The following is a 15,044-nucleotide window of genomic DNA, read 5'->3' on the forward strand; positions in this document are numbered from 1 at the left end:
AATGCCTCGAGTACTCATAGTCGACGATCACGCTGTGGTGCGCAAAGGCATAGCCGCTATCTTAGCCAGCAAGGAAGGCTGGCAAATCGTCGGAGAAGCGACAAACGGCAATGAAACGATTGCCCTCGTGAAGGCGCTAAAGCCCGACATCGCGATACTTGATTATTCGATTCCACCAACAAATGGCGCAGAGCTTCTGCGCGAGTGCCTGCTAGTACATCCAACAATGCAGGCACTGCTGTTCACAATGCACAGCGAAGACACCGTTGTCCTAAATGCACTTCAAGCGGGAGCGCGAGGGGTACTGTTTAAAGGTGAGCAGTCCGACCTCCTGAATGAAGCGCTCGAAACAATAGCACGCGGAGAGCCGTTCCTGAGGGGGCGCGTCGGTGAACTTGCCCTAAACGCATGGCTACATGGTGCGACTTCCGACAAAGCCGCCCTGACCACCAGAGAAACGGAGGTATTATGCCATCTAGCGAAAGGGTTCTCAGGAAAAGAAACAGCTCAACTACTCGGAATAAGTCCCAAAACGGTGGAAATCCACCGCTCCTCAGTGATGCGAAAGCTCAACCTCCGCAATCTAGTCGAGCTCGTTCACTACGCAATCAGAGTGCACCTTATTGACCCCTAAGCCCTCACCGCAGAGTCTGGAAACGGAAACCAAACACTGATCAGTGTGCCGGTTTTTGTATCGCTTATCGCCAGTGTTCCATTCAGACTGCGTACTGACTGCTCCATCCCCACCACCCCCAATCCGACACGAGCAGAACTCCCGCCACTGGGAAAAGAAATACCTCCGCGGCCATCGTCGGAAATCTGCAGATAAATACAGTCCACATGCCTTCTGAACGACATGGCGACCCTATGAGCCGCAGCGTGACGATGGATGTTGGTCAGCGCCTCCCGAACAACCTTCAGGACGCCCGCTTGAAACTCGGGTGACAACCTACCGATGCTCGCATCGATCTCCATGGAACAGTCCAGCTCTGCACGCTCACAATACCCTTCGCACAGATCCTTAAGCACTTCCCTCATGTCGCCGGCACTGTCCAGCATGGGGCGCAACAGGAAGCTGAAACTGCGCAGTTCACGCAAGGCCCGCTTCACCAGAACTTGGAGTTCACGAACCACTTCGTCGCCTCCAGTACGGGACGGCACATTTCGCTCTAGAACACCAAGATACAGGTCTGCCGCCACCAGATGCTGCGCCGTTGTATCATGCAGTTCCTGAGCAATGCGCCTATGCTCCTCCTGGCGAACGTCAGTTATTCCTGTCCTCAGAGCATCGATCGACTTCTGAGAAGTCTGGACAATTGTCTCCATGTCCTCAATAGGATTTTCGATACCTCTTTTAAGAAGCCTATAAATAAAAAAGCAAAAAATTGAGAAAAATAGGAATGAGAAAAATATCAAATTTAAGAATTTATAGAAACTTCCATCAATCATATCCCTCGGCATAATTGCATAGGTATTCCACATCGAAACCGAAGACGGAACATTCGCGACCCCGAAATACTCACCACTATTGTCAGAAATATACTTAAATCTACCAAAATACCCATCAGCAGATAATTCAAAGTTAAGTCCATATACACCAATCGAATCCAACAAATTATTATCGCCGAACAATATATTATCATCGTGGTCAACAACAATAACATCAAGCCCACCGATTTGAGCGAGCTGAGACATTATTTTGTCTAACCGATCAACAGTTAAAGAGGAAGTTAATATATACTCAATATCGCCAGAATCATCCAAAATAGATACACTAACAGTTGCTGCTTTAATCTGAGCAACCGGACCATAAATGATGCCCGAAACATAGAAGCCGGCGCTTCTCAGTTTCTCGTAAAAATCTGGTTGAGGCTTGTATACTGTTAAGCTTGGCAGATCAGCACCAAAACGCGTGTTCGAATTCGCGATTTGACGCTCCACATCTGACAAAACCAGGTGCGACCCAGTAGGCACTTGGGTGCGCTTCATCTGCGCATGAAACTCCCTTATGTCACCGTCCAACAATGATGGGGAACTGGCCAAACCGAGTAAAAGAGCTCGCGAGGCTTCTACTTCGCGATCAAGCAATTGCATTGCATCATTTGCCCTCGCGACCAACTGGACAATCTTGTTCCGCGCTTCAAGCTTGGCAGAATATGCACCGACCAGTGATGCTGAGATAAACGCAAAAACGGCACCTGCAGCGACACCCAGGTAAACTCGACGTCTCAGAACGCCAGACTTGGGCATCAGGGAGTGTGATGCAGAGACATCAGCCTCAGCGAATATCCGCGAGGACGCAGTCATCCGATAAACTCGGTCACGTGAAACCTCCCATTCAAGAACCAATCAACCGAAACCCTTGGCAGATTACCCAGACCGAACTTAAGCCAAACAATGAATTATCTCCAGCCAACCCCATCTTTGAAACACCTCTGTCGCGCAGTCCTGAATGATTGGCATTCACTCCGTATTGAACGCGCCCCCGCCACTATTCATCCGGCTGCGCCTCAAAGTCGTTCGGCTTCTACGAATCCAGGAACTACTCAACGAACCAGAAATCAACACCCTACGAACAATCAAGCCGAACGAAACACGCGGGCTAATCACGATGACCTGCCCCCCCTTTTTGGGCACCACCCCGTTTGGGAGCAAGAGTCCCCCTCAGCTTTGCCATCAACCTGAACAGTTGCTTGGGTCTCAAGAACCCGAATGACACGGACAGGAGCTCTTCACCACGCCACAGATCATCTTCGGCTGCGATCTTTCCCGCGCCTTCATCGACGTTTGCCAGAATGCGCGACGGGCAATTTCGAGGATCGAAAACACCAAATCCGGCATCATGGAATGGATAGAAACCCTCGACCCCACCGCTGTCCTCGTCTTCGAGGCGACCAGCGGATGCGATAGCGTTCTCATGGATGCTCTTGCAGCACGGCATATCAACTATGCCCGCGTCAATCCAAGGCAAGCAAGGGAGTTCGCACGCGCGTTGGGCGTCCTCGCCAAAACAGATCGCGTCGATGCAGGAGTTCTGGCCCAGATGGGGCAGCGCCTGCCTTTGACTATCACCACGCCTCTATAGCCGGAAAGGCAACGCCTTGCCGGTTTCTGAGACGACGCAAACAGTTGATCGAAACCCGCAAGGCTGAAAAGCTTCGACATCACAGCGCCGGTCAGAGCGAACTGCTACACGACAGCGACAACATGATCGCATCCTCAATCGCAGGATCGATAAGCTCGACAGCCAGATCGCGCAGATCAATGCCCGCATCATGCTCGACGCTGAGGAGATCGCGGAATTTATTGCGGAGATCGAGGGCACCGTATCCGCGAAGGAGGCGCAGGAACTCGTCAACGCACCACGGGTTCACTGGGGCATCCTGGTCGACCGGGGTTACCTCGCACCCCACGTTGGGGCGGGAGCCAAACACGGCCTCCAATTCCGATTTCGTCGCGAAGATGTCAGTGTGTTTTTAAACCGACTGCTGGCAAACACGAAGCAGTTGACGGACCAGGAATCCGAATTGTGTAGCATCCCTCAGGCCGTTCGGAGGGCGAACTGCAAGACGGTCGAGATCCTGGATCTACTGTTGGCTGGGAAGCTGGAGCGCGCTTTCCGCGATCCTAGCCGGCACGGCTACATGGCAGTGCTGATCGACCCGACCGAACTTCGCGAAAAGACAATGCTCGAAGACCATGGCGGGCTCTCACTGCGTGAAGTTGAACGTCAGCTGCGAGCGACTACCAACGTCGTGAAAGCTCTGATCGAGCACGGGCACCTATCTGCGCGCACTGCGGTAAACCCGATCAATCGGTGCCCGCAAACGGTCGTCATGCCGGACGATCTGGCTCGCTTCCAACAGGCCTACGTGTCCCTCATGAACCTCGCCAAGGAGCGTGGCGAACATTTCAGAAAGGTCAAGAACGACCTCAATAGCCGTGGTGTCGAACCTGCATTCGTGGCCGACCTTATCGGGGCCCGGTTTTATCCACGAGCCGAACTCCAGTAAGCCTCGACAGACACGAGTATCTAGATCAGCGCCTCGGCAATGCCGGGGCGTTTTTTTTTACCGCTTAGCTCCCTGCCGCTCAAAGCACTCGACTTTGGGACACCACCAAGCTGCCATTGCGGACAAACTAAATTGCCGATTTTCACCCCGCATTCAATAATTTCAATGAGTTAGCTTCAGAATTGGGACAAACTATGCTCGCCCTCACATTGAGGAGGGCAACATGGTCTGTCCTCCTGCACCCTGAAATACCCGCAATGGCAGTTTGGTGATTTGCCGGCGCCATGCGACGACAGAACCAGAGAAAATCCGGGTCCATCGGCCCGGATTTTTTCGTTTCAGGCGCTATCGGAAGCCTTCATTCAACCGGACCCGCAGAGAACTCAGCGAGTGCCGATTGAAGGTGTTCCAGAAACGCCTTCACCCTGACCTGCGGATATTTTCTGCCTGAGTAAAACCCATAAAGCACCAGATCCTCTGGCGCGGGCTCGAGATCAATTTTGATGAGGGAGCCGGCATCGATGTCTGACTGACAGGCATGAAGGGGCAAAACGGCAAAACCCAGCCCTTTCAGCGCCGCCGCCCGCGCCATCTGACCGCTGTTCACCCTGTAGCTGGATCGCACCTGAACGGTCTGGTCAGGCTTGAAACGCCAGGGCATTCCCTGAAGCACCGACATGCTCGTAATACACGGGGCCCTGCTCAACGCCTCCAGCGATTGCGGCGCCGGGTATCGCTCCAGAAGCTCTGGCGCAGCCACCACACAGCTCGGCCAGCGCAGGATTTCCCTTGCAACCCAGCCGGAATTCTCCAGCGGTCCGCGTCCAAAGCGCAACACCAGATCGAACCCTTCCAGCAATCCGTCCGTCGGGTCCAGCCGGGTGTCACAGCTAAGCTGTATCTGCGGATGCCGAACGCAGAAATCCGCGAGGATTTCGGCCATGAACGGGAGGTCCGGCGTGATGATCCGCAGGTGACCGGACAGGGAATCCCCGAACAGGGACACCTCTTCCAGCGCATCATCCATCGCTTGCGTGAGCGGTGTCATGGACCGGTAAAGCTGCTTGCCGGCCGCCGTCGGGATCATCTTCCGCGTCGTGCGTTCCAGCAAACGAACATTGAGCCGCCGCTCCAGCAAAGCGACATGCCGGCTGACATTGGATGTCGGCAACTGAAGCTGCTCCGCCGCCAGCTTGAAGCTCAGCTTTTCATAGACCGCCTGGAAGCAGAGCAACCACTGAAGTTCGATTTTATCCAGCATCCATTCGCCCAAATAACGGGATTAATAAAGCAACAAAGCCAGATTTATCGCCAATCAGGAGCTCGATACAAGCTGCATCAGATTTCTTGATCAGGAGAGAGCGGATGACCAGTGCAAAGCGAATTGCCATCGTGGGCGCCGGTGTCGCCGGGATGGCGCTCGCCATTTTCGCCACCAGACAAGGCCATCAGGTAAGCCTGTTTGAGCGTGGCAGTGCGGTTTCCTCAATGGGAGCCGGGGTCACCCTGTGGCCGAATGCCGTCTTCGTTATGGAGCAGATGGAGCTGGGAGACGCCATCAAACGCGAGGGCGGCGCACCCCGCTTCATGCGCCAGTTCGATCAGCATGGCATCCAGAAGGCCGAATTTGATATCCTGGAAGTGAACAGGCTGTGCGGCTTCCCAAGCGTGACCATATTGCGTCGCGATCTCATGCGCATTCTGGCCGGGGCGTTACATGCACTGGGCGTCGACATCAAGTTCAATCACACAATTGCCGCGCAGGATATCGAGGGGCTCAGGACGCAGTATGATCTCGTCGTCGGCGCAGATGGCCGCATGAACTCGGCGGTGCGTCAGGCGATCCATGCAGAAGACGTGCTCCCCCGCTATCAGGATTTCATCAACATTATCGGCATCAGCCAGCCGGGACGTGGCGTCATCGATGCCGCCATTCACGATTTCTGCGGGGCGGGAGAACGTTTCGGCATCGTCCCTGTTGGTGATGGCCTGTGTTTCTGGGCAGCCGCGTGGCGCACCCCGGTCGACAGGACGCGGCCGTTGCCCGTCTGGTACGATGAGATGGACCAGCGTTTTCGGGACTGGCCCGGCCCGGTCCGGAATGTGCTGCAATCGCGCGACGAAACATCGCTCAATCGCATTTTCGTCCATGACCTCGATCCCCTGCCCCATTGGCATCGGGACAATGTCCTGATCATCGGGGATGCAGCCCACGCTCCCCTGCCCACCTCCGGCCAGGGCGCCTGTCAGGCGCTGGAAGACGCTTGGCATCTTTCCAGAATGCTGGAAGAACATGATCGTCTGGAGACAGCGCTTTCGCGCTTTTATGAGACGCGCATCAGCGCGCTGAAGGCAAAATCGAACGCGCCCTGCAGCAGTTCCAGCGTTTCCAGATCGGCAATGCGGTATTCGATGGCCGCATCATTCGTGTCGGCGCGGGCGCGCTCGATCATGTTCTGCGAGACATCGAGGCCAAGAACGCTCTGCGCCCCCGCCTCGCGCAGATAGCGGGACGCCCAGCCAAACCCGCATCCCAGATCAACCACCCGCCGATCCGTCATATCCGGCAGCATGGCCTTGATGGCCGGCCATTCCGGCGCGCCCGCCAGACCATGCACCTGCCTCGGCAGCTGGCTGTAGCCTTCGAAGAATTCCGGGGTGTCGTAGATGTTCTGTGCCATTGAAAGTCTCCATTCCTTGAAAAAGAACGGGGCGCAGCTTCACGCACAAAACCCCGTCCGCACTGCGGCGAGGTTGCAGGATCATGGACCGCGTCTGGTTGTCAGCGTGTCTTAAACCCCGGCATCTCGCCTGAAGAGATGCCGGCCATCCGGGAAACGATGTGGGTGTCCTGTTCGAGCATGAGGCCATAATCTCCGCCATGGCGGATCTGCCAAGCCGCGGCCTCAGCGCCCGGAGCGCGCCAGCGCCACCGCTTCCACGATCTCGTCCGCGCTCATCGGCCGGCGATAAAGCCGGTTGCCGATCAGGAAACTCGGCGTTCCGGCAAGCTTGAGCGCCTTCGCATGGGCCTCGTTTCGGCCAATCAGCGCATCGATTGCCTTCAGATGCACATCCAGCATGTCACGCACCGCGCCGGCGTCCGCCCCCACGCTGCGCAGCGCATCGTCCACCTTGCCATGCGTCAGCCCGCCCTCAATGACGATCACTTCATTATGCGCCGCCTCATAGACGCCCAGCGCCGCCGATGCATGCACCATGCGCGAGGCATACCACGCCACATCGCCATTGATCGGCCAGTCCTTCATCACCAGCCGCAGATTGCCGTCAGAGCGCACGATCTCCTTCAGCGCCGGGTGGATCGCCTTGCAGGAGGGGCAGAGATAATCGAAGAACTCCGCAATGGTCACATCGCCCGCCGGATTGCCCAGCGCCTGAAGCGCCGGGTCGCGCACCATGTCATTCAGACTGGGCGCGGCGCGTGCCGCCAGCGGCGCAGCCACCAGTGCGCCGGACGCTCCAGCCAGAAAGAAACGTCGGGAAATCATGCAGCCGCCTCCGCCTTTCGCACGGTCAGAATGGCGCGCAGACCGCCACCGTCGCGGTTTTCGAGCGCCAGCGTCCCGCCCATGCGCGCCATCGCCGCCTGTGCAATGGCAAGCCCCAGCCCGCTGCCGGTTGCCGAGCGGTTTCGCCCGCGCACGAATTTCTCCACCACCTGCGAAAGCTCTGCCTCGGGAATGCCCGGACCGCGATCTTCCACGACAAGGCGTACGCCATCATTCGCCTCGTCCACCCGGCACACCACGCCCGTGGTCTTCGGCGCATGGTTCAGCGCGTTCTCGATCAGGTTGCGCAGCGCCAGCGAGAGGAAATGCGGCTCAATAAGCACCCTGTCCGCGCCTTCGCCATCCGCCTCCACGCTCAGCCGCGCCGCGCCCTGCGGCAGCGGCAGCTCCGCCGCCACACTGCGCATCAGCGCCCGCGCGCTCACGGGTTGCAGGGTCGGCTCACTGTCATTCGCCTCAAGCGCGGTCAGGTCGAGAAGCTGCTTCACAAGCCGGCTCGTTCGATCCACGCCCATGGTGATCTGCCGCAACGCATTGGCGTGCACGGTCGGGTCATCGCTCGCCAGTGCAATCTGCGCCTGCGTTTTCACGCCGGCCAGCGGCGTTTTCAGTTCATGGGCGGCAAAAGCCGTAAAGCTGCGTTCGCGGTCGCGCGCATCTTCCACCCGCTTGAAAAGTCCGTTCAGCGCGTTCACCGCCGGCACAATCTCCTTCGGCAGACTGGCCGCCTCCAGCGGCCGCAGATCATTGGCCGCGCGCGTCGAAAGCGTTTCGGCCATGTCGCTCAGGGGCGAAAGGCCGCGGCGCACCGAAACGAGAATGACCCCGGCCAGAAACGGCAGGATCAGAAGCGCCGGCACCACCAGCCCCTTGATCACATCGCTCACCAGGCTGTCGCGGATCTGGAGGCTGTCGCCCACCATCACCCGCACGCCCAGAACCTCGTTTTCCACGGTGAACACGCGCCAGCGCTCGCCACCCACTTCGGTCTCTGAAAACCCGTCCTGAATTTCCGTCAGCTGGGCTTCCGGCGCATTTTCCGAGCGCCCCACAAGGCTGCCTTCCAGCGTCCAGATCTGGCAGGAGAGCTGGCGTTCATAGGGGCGATTGCTGAGTTTGAACTCCCCCATCGCCTTGCGGGCGGCATTTTCCTCCAGCCCCACCTCGATACGGTGGTCGGAAAGGAGCGAATTGACCATCCGCGCCGCTTCCATCAGCCGCGCATCCAGCACCCGCTCCACCTCGGCCTGCGTGCTGAGATAGATCCAGCCGACCGCGAGCAGCCACACGAGCCCCGTCGAGCCCATGAGGATCAGGATCAGCCGTGCGCGGATGGATCTCATGCGCCAGCCTCCCGGAGCCGGTAGCCAACCCCGCGCACGGTTTTGATGAAATCGGAGCCAAGCTTGGAGCGCAGCTTGTGGATGTGCACCTCCACGGCGTTGCTCTCCACCTCTTCCTGCCAGCCATAGATCGTTTCTTCGAGCGCCGGCTTGGAAAGGATGCTCTCCGGCCGCTCCATCAGCGCCGCCAGAAGCGCGAATTCACGCCGCGTCAGGATCACCGGATCACCGTCGCGGGTCACCGACTGGTTTGCCGGATCGAGCGTCACCCCGCCCCATGCAAGCGTTGCGCTGGAGCGCCCCTTGCCCCGGCGCACCGCCGCGCGCACACGCGCCGACAATTCGTCGAGATCAAAGGGCTTTCCCACATAGTCGTCTGCACCGGCATCCAGCCCGGCAATCCGGTCGGGAACCTGATCGCGCGCCGTCAGAAGAACCACCGGCGTGGCGTCACCCCGCCGGCGCAGATCCGAAAGCACGTCAAGGCCAGAGCCATCCGGCAGCATCAGATCGAGCACGACCCCTTCATAAGCCTGTGCGCTGAGCGCGGCGAAAGCATCCTCGCAGGTGGCCACGGCATCGACCGCAAAGCCGGCAAGCCCCAGCCCCACGGTCAGCCCGTCCAGAAGCAGCGGATCGTCTTCAACCACCAAAAGTCGCATCGCACGCGTCTCATTCGATCAAGCATTCAGACCCGAAGGCCCGCATCAGGTCACCAGAAGATGTTCCATCTTCGGATCGGGAATGACAACAATCGGGCTGCCGTCCCTTACATTATCGTGCAGGTGAATCACATCCTGGTTGATCAGACGGATACAGCCGGACGAAACCGCCTTGCCGATGCTCCACGGCTCCGGCGTGCCGTGAATGCGGTAAAGCGTGTCCTTGCCGTTCAGATGGATATAGTGCGAGCGTGCGCCAAGAGGATTGCGCAGGCCCGGCGGCATGCCGCCATTGGCGATGCTGTAGGGCTCCAGTTCCGGCCGCCGCGCCACCATCTCGTTCGGCGGCGTCCAGCGCGGCCATTCACGGCGATAGGCCATGATCGCACGCCCCGCCCAAGAGAAGCCGTCGCGTCCGACGCCAATGCCATAGCGCGTCGCGCGGTTCGGTCCCGTCACGTGGTAGAGATACCTGTTCGGCGTATCCACGATCAGCGTGCCCTTGCGCTCGCTGGTGGGATAATCCACATCCTTGCGCCACCAGCGCTCTTCCAGATGGCTGACATCCACTTCGGGAATGGGAAAACGCTCATTCGGCATGGCGTAATACATCGGTGGAACGACGCGCCTGGGCTTGGGCGGCTCAACCACTTTGGGAGCCTCGGGCCTTGGCGTCGCAACGCAGCCCGAAACCGCCAGCGCGCTTAACCCGGCCAGAAAGCCACGCCGCCCCAACCGTCCTGAACCGACAGAATGTCCATCGTCGATATGTTCCTCGTCCGGTCGGTCGGACGCCCGCATCCGGGCGCTCATGCCCGTGCGAAAATGCGCCATGCTGAAAACTCCTTGCTGCATTGAGCTGTTTGCCGTCTGCCCAAACAACACCCACCTTAAGGCTGCCTTAAGTTGAGGCGTTCAATTCGCTCTCCAGCATCCCGCCATGAGGGTACGATCCCGGCGGTCCACACAATTTGAAGTGACAGAATGAAGACGATCCTGATCGCGCTTGTGGCTTTCCTGTCCGTCAGCCTTGCGCCCGCCCCCGCCTCGGCCCAGACCGCAAAACCGCTGCCGGTCGAAGACGCCTTCACCCTTGAGGTCACCCGCACGCAAGACGGCACGCTTGCCCTCAACTGGCAGATCGCCGAAGGCTATTATCTTTATCGCGATCACATCGGCGCTTCGCAAAACGGCGCGGAACTGCCACTGGAAACCAGCCCCGGCATCCGCAAGGACGATCCCACATTCGGCCTCTCCGAAGTCTATTACGATGCGGCGAGCGCGCACTTAGCCGAACAGGTCTTCGGCACATTCGACGTCACGTTTCAGGGCTGTCAGGATGGCGGCATCTGCTATGCGCCGGAAAACCGGCAGGTAAACGCCCTGTCACTTGCCGTCACCACGCCGGCGGCCCCGCAGGCCGCAGCGCCCGTGGAATGGGTCACGGAAGAAGCGCCGGCCGCCGCATCACCCGCCGCCCCCGCAACCATTGAAGACACCGGCTTCGCGCTTGCCGAAGATGACGGGCTCATCCAGTCGCTGCTCGGTCGCGGCGGCGTTCTGCTCGTTCTGGTCAGCTTCCCGCTCTTCGGCCTGCTTCTCGCCTTCACCCCTTGCGTCTTCCCCATGTATCCCATCATGGCCGGCGCACTGGCGCGCGAGGGCGACCGGCTCACCGCCTGGCGGGGCTTCGAGCTTTCCTCGATCTATGTGATCGCGCTCGCCTCGGCCTTCGCGCTTCTGGGCGCTGCCGCCGGCTGGTCCGGGCAGAACCTGCAGCTCGTTCTGCAGTCGCCTGTCACGATCGGCATTCTGTCCGCGCTCTTCGCGGTTCTGGCGCTTTCCATGTTCGGCCTGTTTGAGCTGCAATTGCCCACCGCATGGACAAGCTGGGTGGCAAACCGAACGGGCGGCGTCGGCGGCTCACGCCGCTCGGCGGCCATTCTCGGCCTCTCGTCCGCCCTCATCGTCGGCCCCTGCGTCACCGTTCCGCTTGCCGGCGCACTCCTCTACATCGCCCAGACCGCCGATGTGGCGTTGGGGGCGGCAGCCCTTTTCGGCCTTGGCATCGGCAAGGGCATCCCGCTCATCATCATGGGCACGCTGGGCGGCAAGGCCCTGCCGCGCGCCGGCGCATGGATGGAAAGCGTCAAGCGCGTGTTTGGCTTCGGCTTCCTGGCCACCGCCATCTGGACGGCGACACCCCTCCTGCCCGCCGGCCTTGATCTCGCGCTCTGGTCAGCCCTTCTCATCGCCATCGCAAGCTTCGCCTTCAGCGCAAAGATCGCAGAAACGACGCCGCTCGCCGCCGTCCGCTCGGTTGGCGCGCTGTCGCTCATCTACGGCATCATCCTGATGCTGGGCGCGGCGTCCGGCGGCACCGATCCGCTCAAGCCGCTGGCCCAGATCGCCCAGCGCAGCGAGGCATCCGCCCCCGCCCGCGAACTCGCCTTTCGACAAACCGGCTCGATCCCCGAGCTCAAGGCGCAGCTCGCCAGCGCCGGCGATGCGCCCACCCTCGTCTATTTCACCGCCGACTGGTGCGTCACCTGCCGCGTCATCGAGCGCTCGGTCCTGCCGGATGCCGGCGTGATCGACGGTCTCGACGGCTTCCAGCTCATCAAGGCCGACCTGTCGGACTTCAACGACGAGAACGCAGCTCTCATGAAAGCCCTTGAAGTGGCAGGCCCGCCCACCATGCTCTTCTTCGATCCCGCAGGCCGCGAGGTCGCCGGCACCCGCCTCGTCGGCTCCGTCACGGTGGAAAACCTGACCGGCTCGGCCAAAACCGCAGGGGCGCTCTGATCATGAATGCCGTATCTCTCGGGCCGCTCGTCCTTGCGGCAGACCGCTTCGCAGTTGTACTCGCCATCTTCGTCTTCCTCATCGTCACCGGCATCATGGCCCGCAAGGTGGACGAACGCTTCAACGCCTGGTCCTGGTGGGCGTTTCTCGGCGGCATCATCGGCGCGCGCCTCGGCCATGTGCTCATCAACATGGAAAGTTTTGTGGCCGACCCGCTGCGCATTTTCGCGGTGTGGCAGGGCGGCTTCTACTGGCCAACGGGTGCAGCCGCCGTCATCGTCAGCCTGCTCGTCATGCTGCCCACCGGCCGCCAGCGCCTCTGGGCGGTCCTGCCGCTCGCCCTCTCCCTCATCGTCTGGAACACAACATGGCAGCTCACCGGCGGCACCGACCCGCTCGCCGTACCGGATCAGGCCTTTGAAACGCTGGAGGGCAATGGCTACCGCCTCGAAGAGCACAAGGGCACGCCGCAGGTGGTCAATCTGTGGGCGACGTGGTGCCCGCCCTGCCGGCGTGAAATGCCCATGATGGCCGACATCGCCGCCTCCACGGAAGACGTCACCTTCGTCTTCGCCAATCAGGGCGAAGGCCGCACCGCCATCCAGCGCTATCTCGCCGCCTCCGGCCTCTCGCTCGACACGATACTTGTCGACCAGTTCAGCGATCTGTCGCGCTTCTACAGCGCCCCCGGACTGCCCGCCACGCTGTTCATCGACGCCGACGGCGTCCTGCAACACGCACATCTGGGCGAAATCTCACGCGAGGTGCTCGTCGAAAAGATAGAGGACCTCAAAACCAGCATCAGCCCATCAGGAGACACAAGGCCATGATGAACCGCCGTACCCTGCTCGTCGCCGGCGCAGCGACGCTCGTCACCGCCGCCGGTCCGGCCCGCGCCCAGCTTTACCCGACCGTCGAAGAGGTTCTGTTCGACCCCGAAATCCCGGTCATCGGCAATCCGGATGGCGACGTCACCATCGCCGAGTTCTTCGATTACCAGTGCCCCTATTGCAAACGCGGCCACCCCGACCTGCTCGACGTGGTGCGTGAAGACGGCAATGTCCGGCTGGTGATGAAGGACTGGCCCATTTTCGGCGGCCCGTCCGTCCATGCGGCGAGCCTCGTTCTCGCCGCCGGCCCGGATTATGAAGCCGTCCACAACGCGCTGATGGCAACGCCCGGACGACTGACGCAGGACGAGGTCGACGAGACGCTTGCCGCCGCCGGCCATGACCCGGAAAAACTCCTGTCGAACTTCAAGAAGGACCGCCAACGCATTGAAGGGATTCTCTCCCGCAACATGGAGCAGGCCAATGCGTTCGGCTTCAACGGAACGCCGGCATTCCTCTTCAACACCAAGATCCAGTATGGCGCGATGCGCCGCAACGACATTGTTGCCGCCATTGCCGAGGCCCGTGGCTAAAGCAATTCCAGCAAAAATGGGAAGCGGTTTTGCGTCCAAAATTGCGCAAAACAAAAGCACCGCAAAAGATAGGGGGGCGTAAAGCCCCCCGAACAAGCGGTCATTCCGTACAGGCGGTCAGCCCGCCACCTTCCCGACCCAGCGCCACCAGGCGCTTTCATTGCCGTGGAAGACGTTCAGGTCGATCTTGCCGTCAACGCCCTGGCTCAGGCCCGATCCCGAATACTGCCAGAACACCCAGTCACGGCCCGGATAGACCTTCGAGGGATGTTCGGCCACGGCGCGCAGCCAGAACGGATGGTTCGGGAACGCGCCCTTCAGATTGTCCTCATAGAAATCCGGTGCGGTGTAGATGACAGGCCGCTGGCCGTAATGGCGCTCCAGCCGGTCGAGGAAGACCTTCATCTTCTCCAGAACTTCGGCACGCGAAGGCTTCCATTTACAGCTCGACTGGTGGTTCCACTCCACATCCAGAACCGGCGGCAGCGCGCCCTTCACCTTGGGCACATTGCGAATGAACCACTCGGCCTGGTCAGACGCCTTCCGGCACCAGAAGAAGAAGTGATAGGCGCCCCGGCGAATGCCCGCCTTCGCGGCCCCGTTCCAGTTCGTCTTGAACATCGGATCGATATGATCGATGCCGTCGGTCGCCTTGATGTAAGCGAAATTCGCGCCACGCGAGCGCAGCTTCACCCAGTCGATGTCGCCCTGCCAGCGCGAAACATCGACGCCATGCACCGCATGATGCTTGGGCGTCACCTTGCCAAAATTGATCGGATGCGCATCCCCGAACCGGCTGCGATACACCTTGCCGGAAGAAGAGCTTTTGGGCCGCACGGAGGGCGCCGGCATCGGCGTGATCATCGCCACCTGCTGCAACGCGGGCGCGGAAACCCGGTCCGGCTCGGCAATCGCCATCATGCCCGCTTCGCTCGCAGGCTCGGCCATCACATCGGCGCTCCCCGCCCCGGGGACACCGACGCCGGGCCGCACAATGGAGCTCGTCACCTCGTTCGAGGGCGGGTCAATCTTGAGCGCTGTATCGATACTGGGGCCACCGGTGCAACCGGCAAGGCCGAGGGTCAGAACGACAGGTCGAAGGAACGCGGGAAGACGCATATACGATCTGCATGGGTTCGAGGGATCTGTGTCCCCGGCAGCTTTCGCCGGGCGAATAGCCAGCAATAGCCTCAACTTACCAATAAAGTTTGAATCAAGCCGTTAACCACGCTGCAAGGATGTCGGCCCTGCATCCCGGTATACCTGGG

The 15,044-nt window shown here is 60.1% G+C and carries 14 protein-coding genes and 2 pseudogenes; 7 read left to right on the forward strand and 9 right to left on the reverse strand.

Annotated elements, in window-relative coordinates; genetic code table 11:
• Position 1 precedes the first annotated feature (1 nt).
• Entirely contained in the window at positions 2–634 is a 633-nt protein-coding gene (locus tag DEJ54_RS16595) for a response regulator transcription factor (RefSeq protein WP_113155531.1), read from the forward strand.
• Here the strand turns inward: DEJ54_RS16595 and DEJ54_RS16600 are convergent.
• Complete coding sequence (locus tag DEJ54_RS16600) at positions 631–2,307, reverse strand: histidine kinase (protein ID WP_113155532.1); 1,677 nt, start codon at positions 2,305–2,307, stop codon at positions 631–633. The two genes, DEJ54_RS16595 and DEJ54_RS16600, sit on opposite strands and share 4 nt — an antisense overlap.
• A 511-nt stretch (positions 2,308–2,818) precedes the next feature.
• On the opposite strand from DEJ54_RS16600, the gene DEJ54_RS16605 reads away from it, so the two are divergent.
• Both DEJ54_RS16605 and DEJ54_RS16610 read left to right on the forward strand, forming a co-directional pair.
• Positions 2,819–3,085, forward strand: a complete 267-nt coding sequence (locus DEJ54_RS16605; protein WP_371685981.1) for a transposase — start codon at positions 2,819–2,821, stop codon at positions 3,083–3,085.
• Between the two features lie 190 nt (positions 3,086–3,275).
• Positions 3,276–4,013 carry a hypothetical protein gene (locus DEJ54_RS16610; protein ID WP_113155534.1) on the forward strand — a complete coding sequence of 246 codons (738 nt, stop codon included), beginning with the start codon at positions 3,276–3,278 and terminating at the stop codon, positions 4,011–4,013.
• 358 nt (positions 4,014–4,371) lie between these two features.
• Here the strand turns inward: DEJ54_RS16610 and DEJ54_RS16615 are convergent, their stop codons facing one another.
• Together DEJ54_RS16615 and DEJ54_RS23255 are read right to left on the reverse strand one after the other, a co-directional pair.
• Positions 4,372–5,274, reverse strand: coding sequence for a LysR family transcriptional regulator (locus DEJ54_RS16615; protein WP_113155535.1), 903 nt, complete (start codon positions 5,272–5,274; stop codon positions 4,372–4,374).
• Complete coding sequence (locus DEJ54_RS23255) at positions 5,264–5,440, reverse strand: hypothetical protein (protein ID WP_162742179.1); 177 nt, start codon at positions 5,438–5,440, stop codon at positions 5,264–5,266. The genes DEJ54_RS16615 and DEJ54_RS23255 overlap by 11 nt, the downstream gene beginning before the upstream one ends.
• On the opposite strand from DEJ54_RS23255, the pseudogene DEJ54_RS23750 reads away from it, so the two are divergent.
• A pseudogene (locus DEJ54_RS23750) lies at positions 5,427–6,248 on the forward strand (FAD-dependent monooxygenase); the annotation flags it as partial. The gene DEJ54_RS23255 and the pseudogene DEJ54_RS23750 sit on opposite strands and share 14 nt — an antisense overlap.
• 104 nt (positions 6,249–6,352) lie before the next feature.
• Here the strand turns inward: DEJ54_RS23750 and DEJ54_RS16625 are convergent.
• The 5 genes and pseudogenes from DEJ54_RS16625 to DEJ54_RS16645 all read right to left on the reverse strand — a co-directional run.
• Positions 6,353–6,694, reverse strand: a pseudogene (locus DEJ54_RS16625) (class I SAM-dependent methyltransferase); the annotation flags it as partial.
• Between the two features lie 225 nt (positions 6,695–6,919).
• Positions 6,920–7,522: a thioredoxin domain-containing protein gene (locus tag DEJ54_RS16630; RefSeq protein WP_113155537.1), complete on the reverse strand. Its 603-nt coding sequence runs from the start codon at positions 7,520–7,522 to the stop codon at positions 6,920–6,922.
• Complete coding sequence (locus DEJ54_RS16635) at positions 7,519–8,886, reverse strand: ATP-binding protein (RefSeq protein WP_113155538.1); 1,368 nt, start codon at positions 8,884–8,886, stop codon at positions 7,519–7,521. The genes DEJ54_RS16630 and DEJ54_RS16635 overlap by 4 nt, the downstream gene beginning before the upstream one ends.
• Positions 8,883–9,548: a response regulator gene (locus DEJ54_RS16640; RefSeq protein WP_113155539.1), complete on the reverse strand. Its 666-nt coding sequence runs from the start codon at positions 9,546–9,548 to the stop codon at positions 8,883–8,885. The genes DEJ54_RS16635 and DEJ54_RS16640 overlap by 4 nt, the downstream gene beginning before the upstream one ends.
• 45 nt (positions 9,549–9,593) lie before the next feature.
• A complete protein-coding gene (locus DEJ54_RS16645) occupies positions 9,594–10,382 on the reverse strand; it encodes a L,D-transpeptidase (protein ID WP_224873519.1) in 789 nt (262 codons plus the stop codon).
• Between the two features lie 150 nt (positions 10,383–10,532).
• On the opposite strand from DEJ54_RS16645, the gene dsbD reads away from it, so the two are divergent.
• From dsbD to DEJ54_RS16660, 3 genes are read left to right on the forward strand one after another with little or no spacing between them, the layout of a single operon-like run.
• Positions 10,533–12,353 carry a protein-disulfide reductase DsbD gene (gene dsbD / locus DEJ54_RS16650; protein ID WP_113155540.1) on the forward strand — a complete coding sequence of 607 codons (1,821 nt, stop codon included), beginning with the start codon at positions 10,533–10,535 and terminating at the stop codon, positions 12,351–12,353.
• 2 nt (positions 12,354–12,355) lie between these two features.
• On the forward strand, positions 12,356–13,183 hold the full coding sequence (locus DEJ54_RS16655) for a TlpA disulfide reductase family protein (protein ID WP_113155541.1): 828 nt from the start codon (positions 12,356–12,358) through the stop codon (positions 13,181–13,183).
• Positions 13,180–13,776: a DsbA family protein gene (locus tag DEJ54_RS16660; protein ID WP_113155542.1), complete on the forward strand. Its 597-nt coding sequence runs from the start codon at positions 13,180–13,182 to the stop codon at positions 13,774–13,776. Before DEJ54_RS16655 ends, DEJ54_RS16660 begins: the two co-directional genes overlap by 4 nt.
• Positions 13,777–13,893: 117 nt before the next feature.
• Here the strand turns inward: DEJ54_RS16660 and DEJ54_RS16665 are convergent, their stop codons facing one another.
• Complete coding sequence (locus DEJ54_RS16665; RefSeq protein WP_113155543.1) at positions 13,894–14,895, reverse strand: GH25 family lysozyme; 1,002 nt, start codon at positions 14,893–14,895, stop codon at positions 13,894–13,896.
• Between the last annotated feature and the right edge of the window lie 149 nt (positions 14,896–15,044).

The organism is Nitratireductor sp. OM-1 (assembly GCF_003296175.1).
GTDB lineage: Bacteria > Pseudomonadota > Alphaproteobacteria > Rhizobiales > Rhizobiaceae > Nitratireductor > Nitratireductor aquimarinus.